Source organism: Pseudomonas sediminis, assembly GCF_002741105.1.
In the GTDB taxonomy this organism is placed as follows: domain Bacteria; phylum Pseudomonadota; class Gammaproteobacteria; order Pseudomonadales; family Pseudomonadaceae; genus Aquipseudomonas; species Aquipseudomonas sediminis.
In genome coordinates, this window is record NZ_NIQU01000007.1 from 308,061 (window position 1) to 321,304 (window position 13,244).

Here is a 13,244-nt window from a genome sequence, read left to right on the forward strand (position 1 = left end):
ACCCAGCGACCCTCTATCGCCCAGCAAACGGCTTGGCGGTCACGGAAACGCTATGCTAGCTTGGCCGCCAGCCAGGACGGCCCGCCGTACGCCGGAGCGCATTCGAAGAAGAAGAGGACCCCACCCCATGGCCGAGGCGACGCCCGCGCTGGAAATCCGCAACCTGCACAAACGCTACGGCGATCTCGAAGTGCTCAAGGGTATTTCCCTGACGGCCAAAGACGGCGACGTCATCTCGATTCTCGGCTCCTCCGGTTCCGGCAAATCCACCTTCCTGCGCTGCATCAATCTGCTGGAAAACCCGCATCAGGGTCAGATTTTCGTCGCCGGCGAGGAGCTCAAGCTCAAGGCCGCGAAGAATGGCGATCTGGTTGCTGCCGACAACAAGCAGATCAACCGCCTGCGCAGCGAGATCGGCTTCGTCTTCCAGAACTTCAATCTGTGGCCGCACATGAGCGTGCTCGACAACATCATCGAGGCGCCGCGCCGCGTGCTCGGCCAGAGCAAGGCCGAGGCCATCGAGATCGCTGAGGCGCTGCTGGCCAAGGTCGGCATCGCCGACAAACGCCATGTTTATCCCAACCAGCTTTCCGGCGGCCAGCAGCAGCGCGCGGCCATCGCTCGCACCCTGGCCATGCAGCCGAAGGTAATCCTGTTCGATGAGCCAACTTCTGCCCTCGACCCGGAGATGGTACAAGAAGTGCTTAATGTGATTCGCGCGCTTGCCGATGAGGGCCGCACCATGCTGCTGGTGACCCATGAGATGAGTTTCGCTCGCCAGGTTTCCAGTGAGGTGGTGTTCCTCCACCAGGGCCTGGTCGAGGAACAGGGGCCACCCGCCCAGGTGTTCGACAACCCGAACTCGGCACGCTGTAAACAATTCATGTCCAGCAATCGCTAACACGGAGCAACATGCATGCAGAACTATAAGAAGATCCTGCTGGCCGCAGCCGCTACTCTGGCTTTCGGCACCAGCGCTGTCGCAGCTGACAAACTGAAACTCGGCACCGAAGGCGCCTACCCGCCCTTCAACCTGATCGACGCTAGCGGTAAGGTCACTGGTTTCGATATCGAAATCGGCCAGGCACTGTGCGCCAAGATGCAGGCAGAGTGCGAAGTGGTCACCTCCGACTGGGATGGCATCATCCCGGCTCTGAACGCCAAGAAGTTCGATTTCCTGATCGCCTCGATGTCGATCACCGAAGAGCGTCAGGCCGCGGTCGACTTCACCGAGCCCTACTACACCAACAAACTGCAGTTCATCGCACCGAAGTCGGCTGACTTCAAGACCGATGCCGCCAGCCTCAAAGGCAAGGTAATCGGCGCCCAGCGCGCCACCATCGCCGGCACCTGGCTGGAAGACAACATGGGCAAGGTGGTCGACATCAAGCTGTATGACACTCAGGAAAACGCCTACCTCGACCTGGCCTCCGGTCGCCTCGACGGCGTTCTGGCCGACACCTTCGTCAACTGGGAATGGCTCAAGAGCGACGCCGGCAAAGAGTTCGAATTCAAGGGCGACCCTGTATTCGACAACGACAAGATCGGTATCGCCGTACGCAAGGGCGACCCGCTGCGCGAGAAGCTGAACGCCGCTCTGCAAGCCATCGTCGAAGACGGCACCTACAAGCAGATCAACGACAAGTACTTCCCGTTCAGCATCTACTGATGACCTGAAGGCACCGCGCCGCCCATTGGGCGGCGCAGTTGCCCGAGCCCTCCGATGATTTTTGACCTCCACGGATTCGGCCCCGCCCTGGCCGCCGGCACCCTGATGACCATCAAACTGGCGCTGTCCGCGCTGGCTGTGGGTCTTGTGCTTGGCCTGCTCGGCGCGCTGGCCAAGACTTCGCCGTACAAGCCGCTGCAGTGGCTCGGCGGCAGCTATTCCACCCTGGTGCGGGGTATCCCCGAACTGCTCTGGGTACTGCTGATCTATTTCGGCACGGTCGGTCTGATGCGCAGCCTGGCCGATCTGCTTGGTGTCGAGAGCCTGGAGCTCTCCGCCTTCGCTGCGGGCACCATCGCCCTCGGCCTGTGCTTCGGTGCCTATGCCACCGAAGTGTTCCGCGGCGCCATCCTTGCCATCCCCAAGGGCCACCGCGAAGCCGGCCAGGCGCTCGGTATGTCCAAGGGTCGCATTCTCTGGAAGCTGATCCTGCCGCAGATGTGGCGCATCGCCCTGCCCGGCCTGGGTAACCTGTTCATGATTCTGATGAAGGACACCGCACTGGTGTCGGTAATTGGCCTGGAAGAGATCATGCGCCGGTCGCAGATCGCCGTGACCGCCAGCAAAGAGCCTTTCACCTTCTACATGGTCGCCGCCTTCATCTATCTGGGCCTGACCGTTCTCGCCATGATCGGCATGCACTTCCTTGAAAAGCGCGCCAGCCGCGGCTTCGTCCGGAGCGCCTCATGAATTGGGAAGTTATTATCAAATGGCTGCCACGCCTGTCCGAAGGCGCGATGCTGACCCTCGAACTGGTGGCCATCGCTGTCGTCGCCGGACTCATCCTCGCACTGCCGATGGGCATCGCCCGCGCATCCAAGCACTGGTATGTGCGCGCCCTGCCCTATGGCTACATTTTCTTCTTCCGCGGCACACCGCTGCTGGTGCAGCTGTTCCTGATCTATTACGGCCTGGCCCAGTTCGATGCCGTCCGCCAGGGCCCACTGTGGCCCTACCTGCGCGACCCGTACTGGTGCGCCGTATTGACCATGACGCTGCACACCGCCGCCTATATTGCCGAGATCCTGCGCGGCGCCATTCAGGCCGTGCCACCCGGCGAGATCGAAGCGGCACGGGCGCTGGGCATGTCACGACCGCAGGCGATGCTTTACATCATCCTGCCACGCGCGGCTCGCATCGGCTTGCCGGCGTACAGCAACGAAGTGATCCTGATGCTCAAGGCCAGCGCCCTGGCCAGCACGGTGACACTGCTGGAACTGACCGGTATGGCCCGGACCATCATCGCTCGCACCTATTTGCCAGTGGAGATCTTCTTCGCCGCTGCGATGTTCTACCTGGCGATAACCTTCGTGCTGGTACAGGCCTTCCGCCTGCTCGAACGCTGGCTACGCGTCGACGCCTGCCAGGGTCGCTAAGCTACCGGGCAGCCCCCTTGATGCGGGCCGCCCGGCTCAACCAGACGCATACGCACCATGTCCGAGCCCATTCTTACCTCAGGCGATCTGCTCGCTCGCTTCCAGGCCCTGGACAGTTTTCTTCTGCAGCATCAGGCGCTCTGGCGCCCTCGGCCGTTTCATTACCTGCAACTGCCATGGGAAAGCGAGCTGCCAGAGCTCGCCGCCTGGCTACGCAGCCGCTCCCTGGAACAGGCCGAGGCCAGGGACAACAGCCCCTTCGCCCTCTCTGCACCAGCGCCCTTTCCTGAGCTGGCCCACCGAGCGCAAGCGCTTAGCCAGCTGGGCGAGATCCCAAGCCAGGACAGTCCCCCGCGTGCGCATACCTTCAGCGTCGATGTACCCGGCAGAAAGCTGGCGCAGATCCAGGCCTTCGCCAGTCACCTGCAGTTTCGCCAGCGCCCCGCGCACTGGCTCGACTGGTGTTCCGGCAAAGGCCACCTCGGTCGCTGGCTGACTCAGGGTGACCAGCACCTGACCTGCCTGGAGTACGATCCGGCACTGATTGACTCCGGTAGCGCACTGAGCAAGCGCCTGGGATTGGCTGCCGCCCATCTACAGCAGGATGTGCTGGCCGATGATTGCAGCGAGCACCTGCGCAAAGAGCACACGCCAGTGGCGCTGCACGCCTGCGGCGACCTGCACGTACGCCTGCTGCAACTGGCTAGTCGCAACGGCTGCACCCAATTGGCGGTCGCGCCCTGCTGCTACAACCGTATCGCCGGCCAGCAGTACCAACCGCTGTCAGCAGCGGCGCAGGGCTCAAGCCTGCAGCTATCACGTGACGACCTCGGCCTGCCACTGAGCGAAACCGTCACCGCCGGTGCTCGCGTGCGCAGACAACGCAATCAGTCGATGGCCTGGCGCCTGGCTTTCGACCTGCTGCAACGCCAGCTACGTGGCATCGATGAATATCTGCCAACACCATCGCTGTCTAGCGACTGGTTCAGCAAACCTTTCGCCAACTTCTGTCATGACCTCGCCAAGCTGCGCGACGTGCCGTTGCCCGGTGAGCAGGACTGGCCGGCATTGGAAGCTCGCGGCTGGCAACGCCTGGCCGAAGTGCGCAACCTGGAGTTGCTGCGCAATCTGTTCCGCCGACCACTTGAACTCTGGCTACTGCTCGACCGCGCACTGTATCTGCAGGAACAGGGCTACCACGTGAAGCTAGGCACCTTCTGCGATTACCAACTTAGCCCGCGCAATCTGCTGCTACTGGCCGAGCGCGCCTGACTTGCACACAGAAGCTGTGGATAACTCTGTTGATCCTTTCTGGGCAAATGCTGCAAAGCCACTTGGTAATTGCCTCGCAGACATCTGATCATTTTTCGAACAGTCTTCGAAGCCCTAACAAAAACAATAACTTGCGAAAAATAGTGATCGAACGCACAGAGCCGGTGCGCGACCGTCGCGCGCGCCTTCTCTTTGTGCATAAGCCAAAAGCTGCTGATAGCCGAGCCCGGAAAAACCTGGCTCGAAGGTGGCTTTACTCAGGCCGATGAATGGATATAATGGCGGCCCTTCAGTGCCGGTATAGCTCAGCTGGTAGAGCAACTGACTTGTAATCAGTAGGTCCCGGGTTCGACTCCTGGTGCCGGCACCATCTAATATCAAGGCCTGCTTTCATGCAGGCCTTTTTTGTTTTTGCTCCTGCCCACATCCGTCGCTTGTTCATTGCACTTACCGCACTCGGCTCGTGGGTATGGCGAAAGGTTACATAGCGAGGTTATGAGCAGATGCGCATTCTTGTTACCGGCGGCGCCGGCTTCATCGGTTCAGCTCTGATTCGTCATCTGATTCAGAACACCGAACACGAGGTACTTAACCTCGACAAACTGACCTACGCCGGCAACCTGGAGTCGCTCACCCCCGTTGATGACAACCCGCGCTACCGCTTCGTCCAAGGCGACATTGGCGACAGCGAATGCGTTGCGGCGATACTGGCCGAGTTCCAGCCGGACGCCATCATGCACCTGGCCGCCGAGTCCCACGTCGACCGTTCCATCGATGGCCCGGCCGCGTTCATCCAGACCAATATCGTCGGTACCTATAGCCTGCTGGAAAGCACCCGCGCCTACTGGCTTGGCCTGAGCGCTGAGCGCAAGGCGGCCTTTCGTTTCCATCACATATCCACCGACGAGGTGTACGGCGACCTACACGGTGTCGACGATCTCTTCACCGAAACCACCCCTTACGCACCCAGCTCGCCTTATTCGGCGAGCAAGGCGGCGTCCGACCATCTGGTGCGCGCCTGGCAACGCACCTATGGTCTGCCGGTGCTGCTCACCAACTGCTCGAACAACTACGGCCCCTATCATTTCCCTGAAAAGCTGATCCCGCTGATGATCCTCAACGCCTTGGCGGGCAAACCGCTGCCGGTGTATGGCAACGGCCAGCAGGTCCGCGACTGGCTGTACGTGGAAGATCACGCGCGAGCGCTGCTCAAGGTGGTCAGCGAGGGCAAGGTCGGAGAGACCTACAACATCGGCGGCCACAATGAGCAGAAGAACCTCGATGTGGTGCGCGCCATCTGCGCTTTGCTGGAAGAGTTGGCGCCACAGAAGCCGGCTGGTATCACGCACTATGAAGACCTGATCACCTACGTGCAGGATCGCCCGGGCCATGACCAGCGCTACGCCATCGACGCGGGCAAGATCGAGCGCGAACTGGGCTGGATACCGCAGGAAACCTTCGAAACCGGTCTACGCAAGACGGTGCAGTGGTACCTGGACAACCTCGACTGGTGCCGCCGCGTGCAGGATGGTAGCTATCAAGGTCAGCGACTCGGCGCACTCTAAGGAGCCTATTGATGATCTGCTGCGCGTCGGCCCTGCTGCGTTAAAAACAGCCTCAGAATGCTCATTTACAACTCGTAAACTCCGCTTCCTCGCATGTTTTTGCCTTGCATGGCTCTAGCTCGCGAGATCCTAAACAGGCTCCAAGGAGCAGGAATAATGAAAGGCATCATTCTCGCCGGCGGTTCCGGCACTCGCTTGCACCCCATCACCCTCGGCGTCTCCAAGCAACTGATGCCGATCTATGACAAGCCGATGATCTATTACCCGTTGTCGGTGCTGATGCTGGCCGGCATTCGCGAGATTCTGATCATCTCCACCCCAGAAGACTTGCCCAACTTCCGCAAGATGCTCGGCGACGGCAGCCAGTTCGGCATCGAACTGCAGTATGCCGAGCAACCCTCGCCTGATGGCCTGGCGCAGGCCTTCCTGATCGGCGAGTCGTTCATTGGTAACGACTCGGTGTGCCTGATCCTCGGCGACAACATCTTCCATGGTCAGCACTTCACCGAGAAGCTGCTGCGCGCAGCCAGCCACGACAGCGGCGCCACGGTATTCGGCTACTGGGTCAGCGATCCCGAACGTTTCGGCGTGGTCGAATTCGATGCGGCTGGCAATGCGCTGTCGATCGAGGAAAAGCCGGCGCAACCCAAGTCCAGCTTTGCCGTGACCGGCCTGTATTTCTACGACAACGATGTGGTGCAGATCGCCAAGGCGGTCAAGCCCTCGCCACGCGGCGAGCTGGAAATCACCGACGTGAACAATGCCTACCTGGCCCGCGGCGACCTGCGCGTGGAGCGCTTCGGCCGCGGCTTCGCCTGGCTCGATACCGGCACCCACGACAGCCTGCTCGATGCCTCGCACTACGTACAAACAGTGGAAAAACGCCAAGGCCTGAAGGTCGCCTGCCTCGAGGAGATCGCCTATCAGCAGGGCTGGATCGACCGCGACAAACTGCTCGTGTGCGCCAAGGCGCTGGGCAAGACCGGCTACGGCCAGTACCTCTACAAACTGGCGGAGGAGTCGCTGTGAAAGTGATCGCAACTGCACTGCCGGAAGTGCTGATTCTCGAACCCCAGGTATTCGGTGACGAGCGCGGCTTCTTCTACGAGAGCTTCAACACACGGCGCTTTGCCGAAGCCACTGGCGTAACCCGTGAATTCGTCCAGGACAACCATTCGCGTTCCGCGCGCGGGGTGCTGCGCGGCCTGCACTATCAACTGCAGCAGGCCCAGGGCAAGCTGGTGCGCGTCAGTGCCGGCGAGGTCTATGACGTCGCGGTCGACGTACGCCGCAATTCGGCGAATTTCGGCAAGTGGGTCGGCGTGCATTTGTCCGCCGAGAACAAACGCCAGCTGTGGGTGCCGGAGGGCTTCGCCCACGGTTTCCTGGTACTCAGCGAATACGCCGAATTCCTCTACAAGACCACCGACTACTACGCGCCCACTCACGAGCGCTGCATTCGCTGGGACGACCCACAACTGGCCATCGACTGGCCGCTCGACGGACTGACGCCGCAACTCTCGGCCAAAGACCAGCAGGGCCTGAGCCTTACCGATGCCGAGACCTTCGCATGAAGATTCTGATCAGCGGCCACACCGGCCAGGTCGCCCGTGAACTGCAATTGGCCCTGCGCCAGCATGAACTGATCAGTCTCGGCCGGCAGGCATTCGACCTGTCGCGTCCGGAAACCCTGGGCGACATCATCCTGCGCGAGCGACCGGCGCTGGTGATCAATGCCGCCGCGCACACCGCCGTCGACCAGGCCGAGCAGGAGCGCGAGCTGGCTTTCGCCATCAATGCCGATGCGCCGCGTGCCATCGCCGATGCCTGCTTCGAACTGGACATTCCGCTGATTCACTACTCCACCGACTACGTCTTCGATGGCAGCAAGACCACGCCTTACCGTGAAGCCGATACGCCACATCCGTTGGGCGTCTATGGCGCCAGCAAGGCGGCCGGTGAACAGGCGCTGCGCATCAGCGGCTGCGATCACCTGATCCTGCGCACCAGCTGGGTCTACTCGCAGCACGGGCGCAACTTCTTGCTGACCATGCAGCGCCTGCTGCAGGAGCGCGACGAGCTCAGCGTGGTCGACGACCAGATCGGCGCACCGACCTGGGCTGGCAGTATCGCCAGCGCTACCGCAGAGCTGATCGACAAGTGGCAGCAGGGGCGTCATCACTGGGGCACCTACCACCTGACCTGCCAAGGCGAGACCAGCTGGTTCGGCTTCGCCAGTGCCATCGCCGAACGCCTGCGTGCAGCCGGCAAGCCCTGCGCCAGGCTGCGCCCCATCCCCAGCAGCGAGTACCCAACGCCGGCGCAGCGCCCACTCAACTCACGCCTGGATGGCAACCGCCTGGAGCAGGATTGGCAGGTTCGCCTACCGGACTGGCAGACCGCCCTGGACGCCTGCCTGCAACGCATGAACTGAGTCCCTGCGTTTCATCCGCGCGGCCAGTGCCCATCACCGGCCGCGCGCTTAACGTGCATAATGCGCCGATCATTTCTGCACGGTTTGCCATGAGCACGAACACTGCCACTCCCCGTCGCCTGCGCTGGCGCAGCCTCGTGCTGTTGGCGCTGCTGCTTGCGCCACTGCTGTGGCCGGTCCACTTCCTGGCCGAGCGCTACTACCGCGAAGTGCTGATCGAACAAAATCGGCAAACCCTCGATCTGTATGTGGCCAACCTGCTCGGCACGCTGCGCCGCTACGAAGTGCTGCCGCAGATTCTTGGCGATCTGCCAGGCCTGCGCGCCGCCCTGCATGCCCCTGAAGACCCCGGCGCGCTGGACAACGCCAACCGCCTGCTGGCCCGCGTGAAGAGCCAGACCGGCGCCGACGTGATCTACCTGATGAACCCGCGCGGCGTCACCCTGGCCGCCTCCAACTGGGACAAACCTGACAGCTTCGTCGCCGGCAACTTCGCCTTCCGTCCGTATTTCCGCGAAGCATTGGCCGGGCGCCTGGGGCGCTTCTTCGGCCTGGGTACAACGTCTGGCAAGCGCGGCTACTACTTCGCCTACCCGGTGCGCGAGAACGAGCACAACATCGGCGCGCTGGTGGTCAAGGTCGACCTCGACCACACCGAGACCCTGTGGGGCAACACGCCGGAACAGTTGCTGGTGACCGACACCAACGGCGTGGTCATTCTTACCTCGCGCCCGGACTGGCGCTTCCACTCCAGCCGTCCGCTGGACCGTGTCGAGCAGTCGGCCATCGCCGCCAACCAACCCTACCCGACTCAGGCACCGCCCCTGCTCGATATCGACCCCAACGCCTGGTTGACGCAAAGCCGTGCCCTGGAGGAAACCGGCTGGACGGTGAGCATTCTCGCCCCACGCATCCTGCTCGATCGCCCCGTGCGTAGTGCCGTGGCAGTGGGTGCGGCAGCACTTCTGGCGCTGCTGTTGCTGCTTGGCCTGCTGATCCTGCGGCGCCGTCACTACCTGGAGCGCATTGCCCTCGACGCCCGCGCCAAGGCCGAACTGGAGCAGCGCGTCGCAGAACGAACGCATGACCTGGAACTGCTCAATAGCCGCCTCAAGCAGGAAGTGCTCGAGCGTGAACAGGCTCAGCAGGAGCTGGTGCGCGCTCAGGACGAACTAGTCCAGGCCGGTAAGCTGTCGGCGCTCGGTACCATGAGTGCCAGCATCAGCCACGAACTCAACCAGCCGCTCGGGGCGATCCGCAGCTACGCGGAGAACGCCAGCACCCTGCTTGATCATCAGCGCAGCGACGATGCTCGCGCCAACCTCAAGCTGATCAGCGAGCTGACCGAGCGCATGGCCTCGATCATCACCCATTTGCGCTCCTTTGCCCGCCGCGACCGCCACGCGCCGGAGCGGGTTGCCCTGCAACCAGCGCTGGACGATGCCCTGGCGCTATTGGCCAAACGCCGCCGGGCGATGGATGTAGAGCTGATCCGCGACCTGCCGGACGCCACGCTATGGGTCCAGGCCGGCGAGACGCGCCTGCGCCAGGTGCTCGGTAATCTGATCGGCAATGCGCTCGATGCGCTGATCGATAAAGCCCCTCCTAGACGCATCTGGATCAGCATCGAACTTCAAGCCGAGCACCTCCACCTGCTGCTGCGTGACAATGGCCCAGGCTTCTCGCCCGAATCGCTGGCGCGCGCGCGCGAGCCCTTCTTCACCACCAAGACCAGCGCCCAGGGCCTGGGGCTCGGATTGGCCATCTGCGATAGTCTGGTGCGTGCGCTGGACGGCGAACTGCTGCTGGCCAATCATCCGGCCGGCGGTGCACTGATCACCCTGCGTCTGCGCCTGGCCAGCCCCGGCGTCAACCTGCAACCTTCCGAGGACCCTTCGCCATGACCAGCGACAGCGCCATCGACAGCCGCATTCAGGTACTGCTGATCGACGACGACGCCCATCTGCGCCAGGCACTCAGCCAGACGCTCGACCTGGCCGGGCTCAAGGTCATCAGCCTGGGCGATGCGCAGGGCCTGGCCGCGCGCATTCCCGCAGGCTGGCCAGGCGTGGTGGTCAGCGATATTCGCATGCCCGGCATAGATGGCCTGCAACTGCTGCAGCAATTGCGCGAGCGTGATACCGAGCTGCCCGTGCTGCTGATCACCGGCCACGGTGACGTGCCGCTGGCCGTGCAAGCGATGCGCGCCGGCGCCTACGACTTCCTGGAAAAACCTTTCGCCAACGATGACCTGCTCGACAGCGTACGCCGTGCGCTGGAGCTGCGCCGCCTGGTGCTGGACAACCGCAGCCTGCGTATGGCGCTCAATGACCGCCAGCAACTGTCCAGCCGCCTGGTTGGCCAATCGCCGGCCATGCAGCGTCTGCGCGAACAGATCGGTGCGCTGGCCAGCATCGCCACCGACGTACTGATTCTCGGCGAGACCGGAGCCGGCAAAGAGGTAGTCGCACGCGCTCTGCACGACCTGTCCAACCGCCGCGAAGGCCCCTTCGTCGCCATCAACGCCGGTGCACTGGCCGAGTCGGTGGTGGAAAGCGAGCTGTTCGGCCATGAAGCTGGCGCCTTCACCGGCGCGCAAAAACGGCGCATCGGCAAGTTCGAGTTCGCCAACGGCGGCACCCTGTTCCTCGACGAGATCGAGAGCATGAGCATGGATGTGCAGGTCAAGCTGCTGCGCCTGCTGCAGGAGCGCGTGGTCGAGCGCCTCGGTGGTAATCAACTGATCCCGCTGGATATCCGCGTGATCGCCGCGACCAAGGAAGATCTGCGCCAGGCCGCCGATGCCGGGCGGTTCCGCGCCGACCTCTACTACCGCCTCAACGTCGCACCGCTGTCCATCCCACCGCTGCGCGAGCGCGGCGAGGACGCCCTGCTGCTGTTCCAGCACTTCGCCGATGGGGCGGCCGCCCGCCACGCCTTGGCGCCGCGAGAGCTACAGCCAGGACAGCGCGCCTTGCTGCTGCGTCATCCGTGGCCAGGCAACGTGCGTGAGTTGCAGAACGCCGCCGAGCGCTTCGCCCTGGGCCTGGAGCTGGCGCTCGACAGCAACGCGCCAAACCTGCCACCGGTCAACGGTGGGCTCAGCGAACAAGTCGAAGCCTTCGAACGCGCCCTGATCGCTGCCGAGCTGAGCCGCCCGCACGGCTCGCTGCGCAGCCTGGCCGAAGCGCTGGGCGTGCCACGCAAGACCCTGCACGACAAACTGCGCAAACATGGGCTGAATTTCTCCGGAGCTGGCGGAAGCTCGCCAGAGGACTTCGACTGACTGGCGGCAAACCGCCATTTTCAGCCATCCATACCTGATGCTGGCGGGCCCATACGCCGATCAGAGGGTCGGTAAAGAAGCATAGAAGCCCGCAGCCATGGGCCTCTGCACGGCACGCAAGGTCGGCATATCGCAGACTGGCACAAGGGTTGCTCTAGGCTAACGTCAAGCGAACCCACAAGTACAAGTCCAGGCCTCGCTAATGCCACCGGCGTTTTTCTCCAAGCCGCCTAGACTTGCTCTTGTCCGTTCGTCAGCTGCGCCCCGGCGCAAATGCGATAAACACAACAAGAGGAAGCATCCGCATGTTCAAACTGACTGCCAAGGCGCTGGCTTGCGCCCTGTCCCTGTCCATCGCTGGCGTAGTTCACGCTGCCGACCCGATCGTCATCAAGTTCTCCCACGTGGTTGCCGAGCACACCCCGAAAGGTCAGGGTGCAGTGCTGTTCAAGCAACTGGCTGAAGAGCGTCTGGCTGGCAAGGTCAAGGTCGAGGTCTACCCGAACTCCTCGCTGTTCGGCGACGGCAAGGAAATGGAAGCGCTGCTGCTCGGCGACGTCCAGCTCATCGCCCCGTCCCTGGCCAAGTTCGAGCATTACACCAAGCAGCTGCAGGTATTCGACCTGCCGTTCCTGTTCGACGACATGGCAGCTGTTGATCGCTTCCAGAAAGGTCCGGAAGGCCAGAAACTGCTGACCTCGATGACCGACAAGGGCATCACCGGCCTGGCTTACTGGCACAACGGCCTGAAGCAGCTGTCGGCCAACAAGGCGCTGCTGGAGCCGAAAGACGCCCGTGGTCTGAAGTTCCGCGTACAGGCTTCCGCCGTACTGGAAGAGCAGTTCAAGGCCGTGCGCGCCAACCCGCGCAAGATGAGCTTCGCCGAGGTATACCAAGGCCTGCAGACTGGCGTGGTCAACGGTGCCGAGAACCCGTACTCGAACATCTACAGCCAGAAGATGCACGAAGTACAGAAGTACATCACCGAGTCCAACCATGGCCTGCTGGACTACATGCTGATCACCAACACCAAGTTCTGGGACGGTCTGCCGGCTGACGTACGCGACGAGCTGGACAAGATCATCGCCGAGGTCACCGTCGAGGTGAACAAGCAGGCTGACGCCCTCAACGAAGGCGACAAGCAGCGCATCGCCGAAGCAGGCACCACCGAGATCCTGACCCTGACGCCTGAGCAGCGTGGCCAATGGCGCGATGCCATGCAGCCGGTATGGAAGAAGTTCGAAGGTGAGATCGGCGCTGACCTGATCAAGGCCGCGCAAGCTGCCAACCAGTAATAAGGCCGGAGAGCCGTAGGGTGGGCAGAGCGTCGATGCTCTGACCCACCACGACGCCCGCGACGGGCGTCGATCAACGCTGTAACCGGTGGGCCGGCTACCGTCCCACCCTACGCCCTTTCCATTCGGGAGAACCGACCATGAACGCCTTGCGGCGCGGCTGGGAGCACTTCGAGGAAGGCTTTATCGCTTTCCTCCTGGCGACCATGACGCTGATCACTTTCGTCTACGTGATCCTCAACAACTTCTACACCCTGTTCTATTGGCTGGGTGACACCTTCGGCGGT

At 62.5% G+C, this 13,244-nt stretch carries 12 protein-coding genes, 1 tRNA gene and 1 pseudogene; all 14 read left to right on the top strand.

Annotated features, from left to right (window positions below):
* The first annotated feature begins 127 nt into the window (after positions 1-127).
* Positions 128-901: an ABC transporter ATP-binding protein gene (locus tag CDO35_RS18000; RefSeq protein WP_099526038.1), complete on the top strand. Its 774-nt coding sequence runs from the start codon at positions 128-130 to the stop codon at positions 899-901.
* Positions 902-916: 15 nt separating this feature from the next.
* On the top strand, positions 917-1,669 hold the full coding sequence (locus CDO35_RS18005) for an ABC transporter substrate-binding protein (RefSeq protein ID WP_099526039.1): 753 nt from the start codon (positions 917-919) through the stop codon (positions 1,667-1,669).
* A 54-nt stretch (positions 1,670-1,723) separates the two neighbouring features.
* On the top strand, positions 1,724-2,419 hold the full coding sequence (locus CDO35_RS18010) for an ABC transporter permease (protein ID WP_099526040.1): 696 nt from the start codon (positions 1,724-1,726) through the stop codon (positions 2,417-2,419).
* Entirely contained in the window at positions 2,416-3,105 is a 690-nt protein-coding gene (locus CDO35_RS18015; RefSeq protein WP_099526041.1) for an ABC transporter permease, read from the top strand. Before CDO35_RS18010 ends, CDO35_RS18015 begins: the two co-directional genes overlap by 4 nt.
* A gap of 57 nt (positions 3,106-3,162) precedes the next feature.
* Positions 3,163-4,377, top strand: a complete 1,215-nt coding sequence (locus tag CDO35_RS18020; RefSeq protein ID WP_099526042.1) for a methyltransferase — start codon at positions 3,163-3,165, stop codon at positions 4,375-4,377.
* A gap of 294 nt (positions 4,378-4,671) precedes the next feature.
* A tRNA-Thr gene (locus CDO35_RS18025) sits at positions 4,672-4,747 on the top strand.
* A gap of 133 nt (positions 4,748-4,880) precedes the next feature.
* On the top strand, positions 4,881-5,942 hold the full coding sequence (gene rfbB, locus CDO35_RS18030) for a dTDP-glucose 4,6-dehydratase (protein ID WP_099526043.1): 1,062 nt from the start codon (positions 4,881-4,883) through the stop codon (positions 5,940-5,942).
* A 156-nt stretch (positions 5,943-6,098) separates the two neighbouring features.
* A complete protein-coding gene (gene rfbA / locus CDO35_RS18035) occupies positions 6,099-6,971 on the top strand; it encodes a glucose-1-phosphate thymidylyltransferase RfbA (RefSeq protein WP_099526044.1) in 873 nt (290 codons plus the stop codon).
* Positions 6,968-7,516, top strand: coding sequence for a dTDP-4-dehydrorhamnose 3,5-epimerase (gene rfbC / locus CDO35_RS18040; RefSeq protein WP_099526045.1), 549 nt, complete (start codon positions 6,968-6,970; stop codon positions 7,514-7,516). The genes rfbA and rfbC overlap by 4 nt, the downstream gene beginning before the upstream one ends.
* Positions 7,513-8,376 carry a dTDP-4-dehydrorhamnose reductase gene (gene rfbD, locus CDO35_RS18045; protein ID WP_099526046.1) on the top strand — a complete coding sequence of 288 codons (864 nt, stop codon included), beginning with the start codon at positions 7,513-7,515 and terminating at the stop codon, positions 8,374-8,376. Before rfbC ends, rfbD begins: the two co-directional genes overlap by 4 nt.
* Before the next feature lie 89 nt (positions 8,377-8,465).
* Positions 8,466-10,280, top strand: a complete 1,815-nt coding sequence (locus tag CDO35_RS18050) for a sensor histidine kinase (RefSeq protein WP_099526047.1) — start codon at positions 8,466-8,468, stop codon at positions 10,278-10,280.
* Positions 10,277-11,662, top strand: a complete 1,386-nt coding sequence (locus CDO35_RS18055; protein ID WP_099526048.1) for a sigma-54-dependent transcriptional regulator — start codon at positions 10,277-10,279, stop codon at positions 11,660-11,662. The genes CDO35_RS18050 and CDO35_RS18055 overlap by 4 nt, the downstream gene beginning before the upstream one ends.
* A 305-nt stretch (positions 11,663-11,967) precedes the next feature.
* Entirely contained in the window at positions 11,968-12,957 is a 990-nt protein-coding gene (gene dctP / locus CDO35_RS18060; RefSeq protein ID WP_064495042.1) for a C4-dicarboxylate TRAP substrate-binding protein DctP, read from the top strand.
* Positions 12,958-13,097: 140 nt separating this feature from the next.
* Positions 13,098-13,244: pseudogene (locus tag CDO35_RS18065) on the top strand (C4-dicarboxylate ABC transporter); the annotation flags it as partial.

What these genes read in the sequence shown, in the direction of transcription:
- CDO35_RS18000 (WP_099526038.1), top strand. Translation starts at nt 128, where the DNA reads ATGGCCGAGGCGACGCCCGCGCTGGAAATCCGCAACCTGCACAAACGC.
- CDO35_RS18005 (WP_099526039.1), top strand. Translation starts at nt 917, where the DNA reads ATGCAGAACTATAAGAAGATCCTGCTGGCCGCAGCCGCTACTCTGGCT.
- CDO35_RS18010 (WP_099526040.1), top strand. Translation starts at nt 1,724, where the DNA reads ATGATTTTTGACCTCCACGGATTCGGCCCCGCCCTGGCCGCCGGCACC.
- CDO35_RS18015 (WP_099526041.1), top strand. Translation starts at nt 2,416, where the DNA reads ATGAATTGGGAAGTTATTATCAAATGGCTGCCACGCCTGTCCGAAGGC.
- CDO35_RS18020 (WP_099526042.1), top strand. Translation starts at nt 3,163, where the DNA reads ATGTCCGAGCCCATTCTTACCTCAGGCGATCTGCTCGCTCGCTTCCAG.
- rfbB (WP_099526043.1), top strand. Translation starts at nt 4,881, where the DNA reads ATGCGCATTCTTGTTACCGGCGGCGCCGGCTTCATCGGTTCAGCTCTG.
- rfbA (WP_099526044.1), top strand. Translation starts at nt 6,099, where the DNA reads ATGAAAGGCATCATTCTCGCCGGCGGTTCCGGCACTCGCTTGCACCCC.
- rfbD (WP_099526046.1), top strand. Translation starts at nt 7,513, where the DNA reads ATGAAGATTCTGATCAGCGGCCACACCGGCCAGGTCGCCCGTGAACTG.
- CDO35_RS18050 (WP_099526047.1), top strand. Translation starts at nt 8,466, where the DNA reads ATGAGCACGAACACTGCCACTCCCCGTCGCCTGCGCTGGCGCAGCCTC.
- CDO35_RS18055 (WP_099526048.1), top strand. Translation starts at nt 10,277, where the DNA reads ATGACCAGCGACAGCGCCATCGACAGCCGCATTCAGGTACTGCTGATC.
- dctP (WP_064495042.1), top strand. Translation starts at nt 11,968, where the DNA reads ATGTTCAAACTGACTGCCAAGGCGCTGGCTTGCGCCCTGTCCCTGTCC.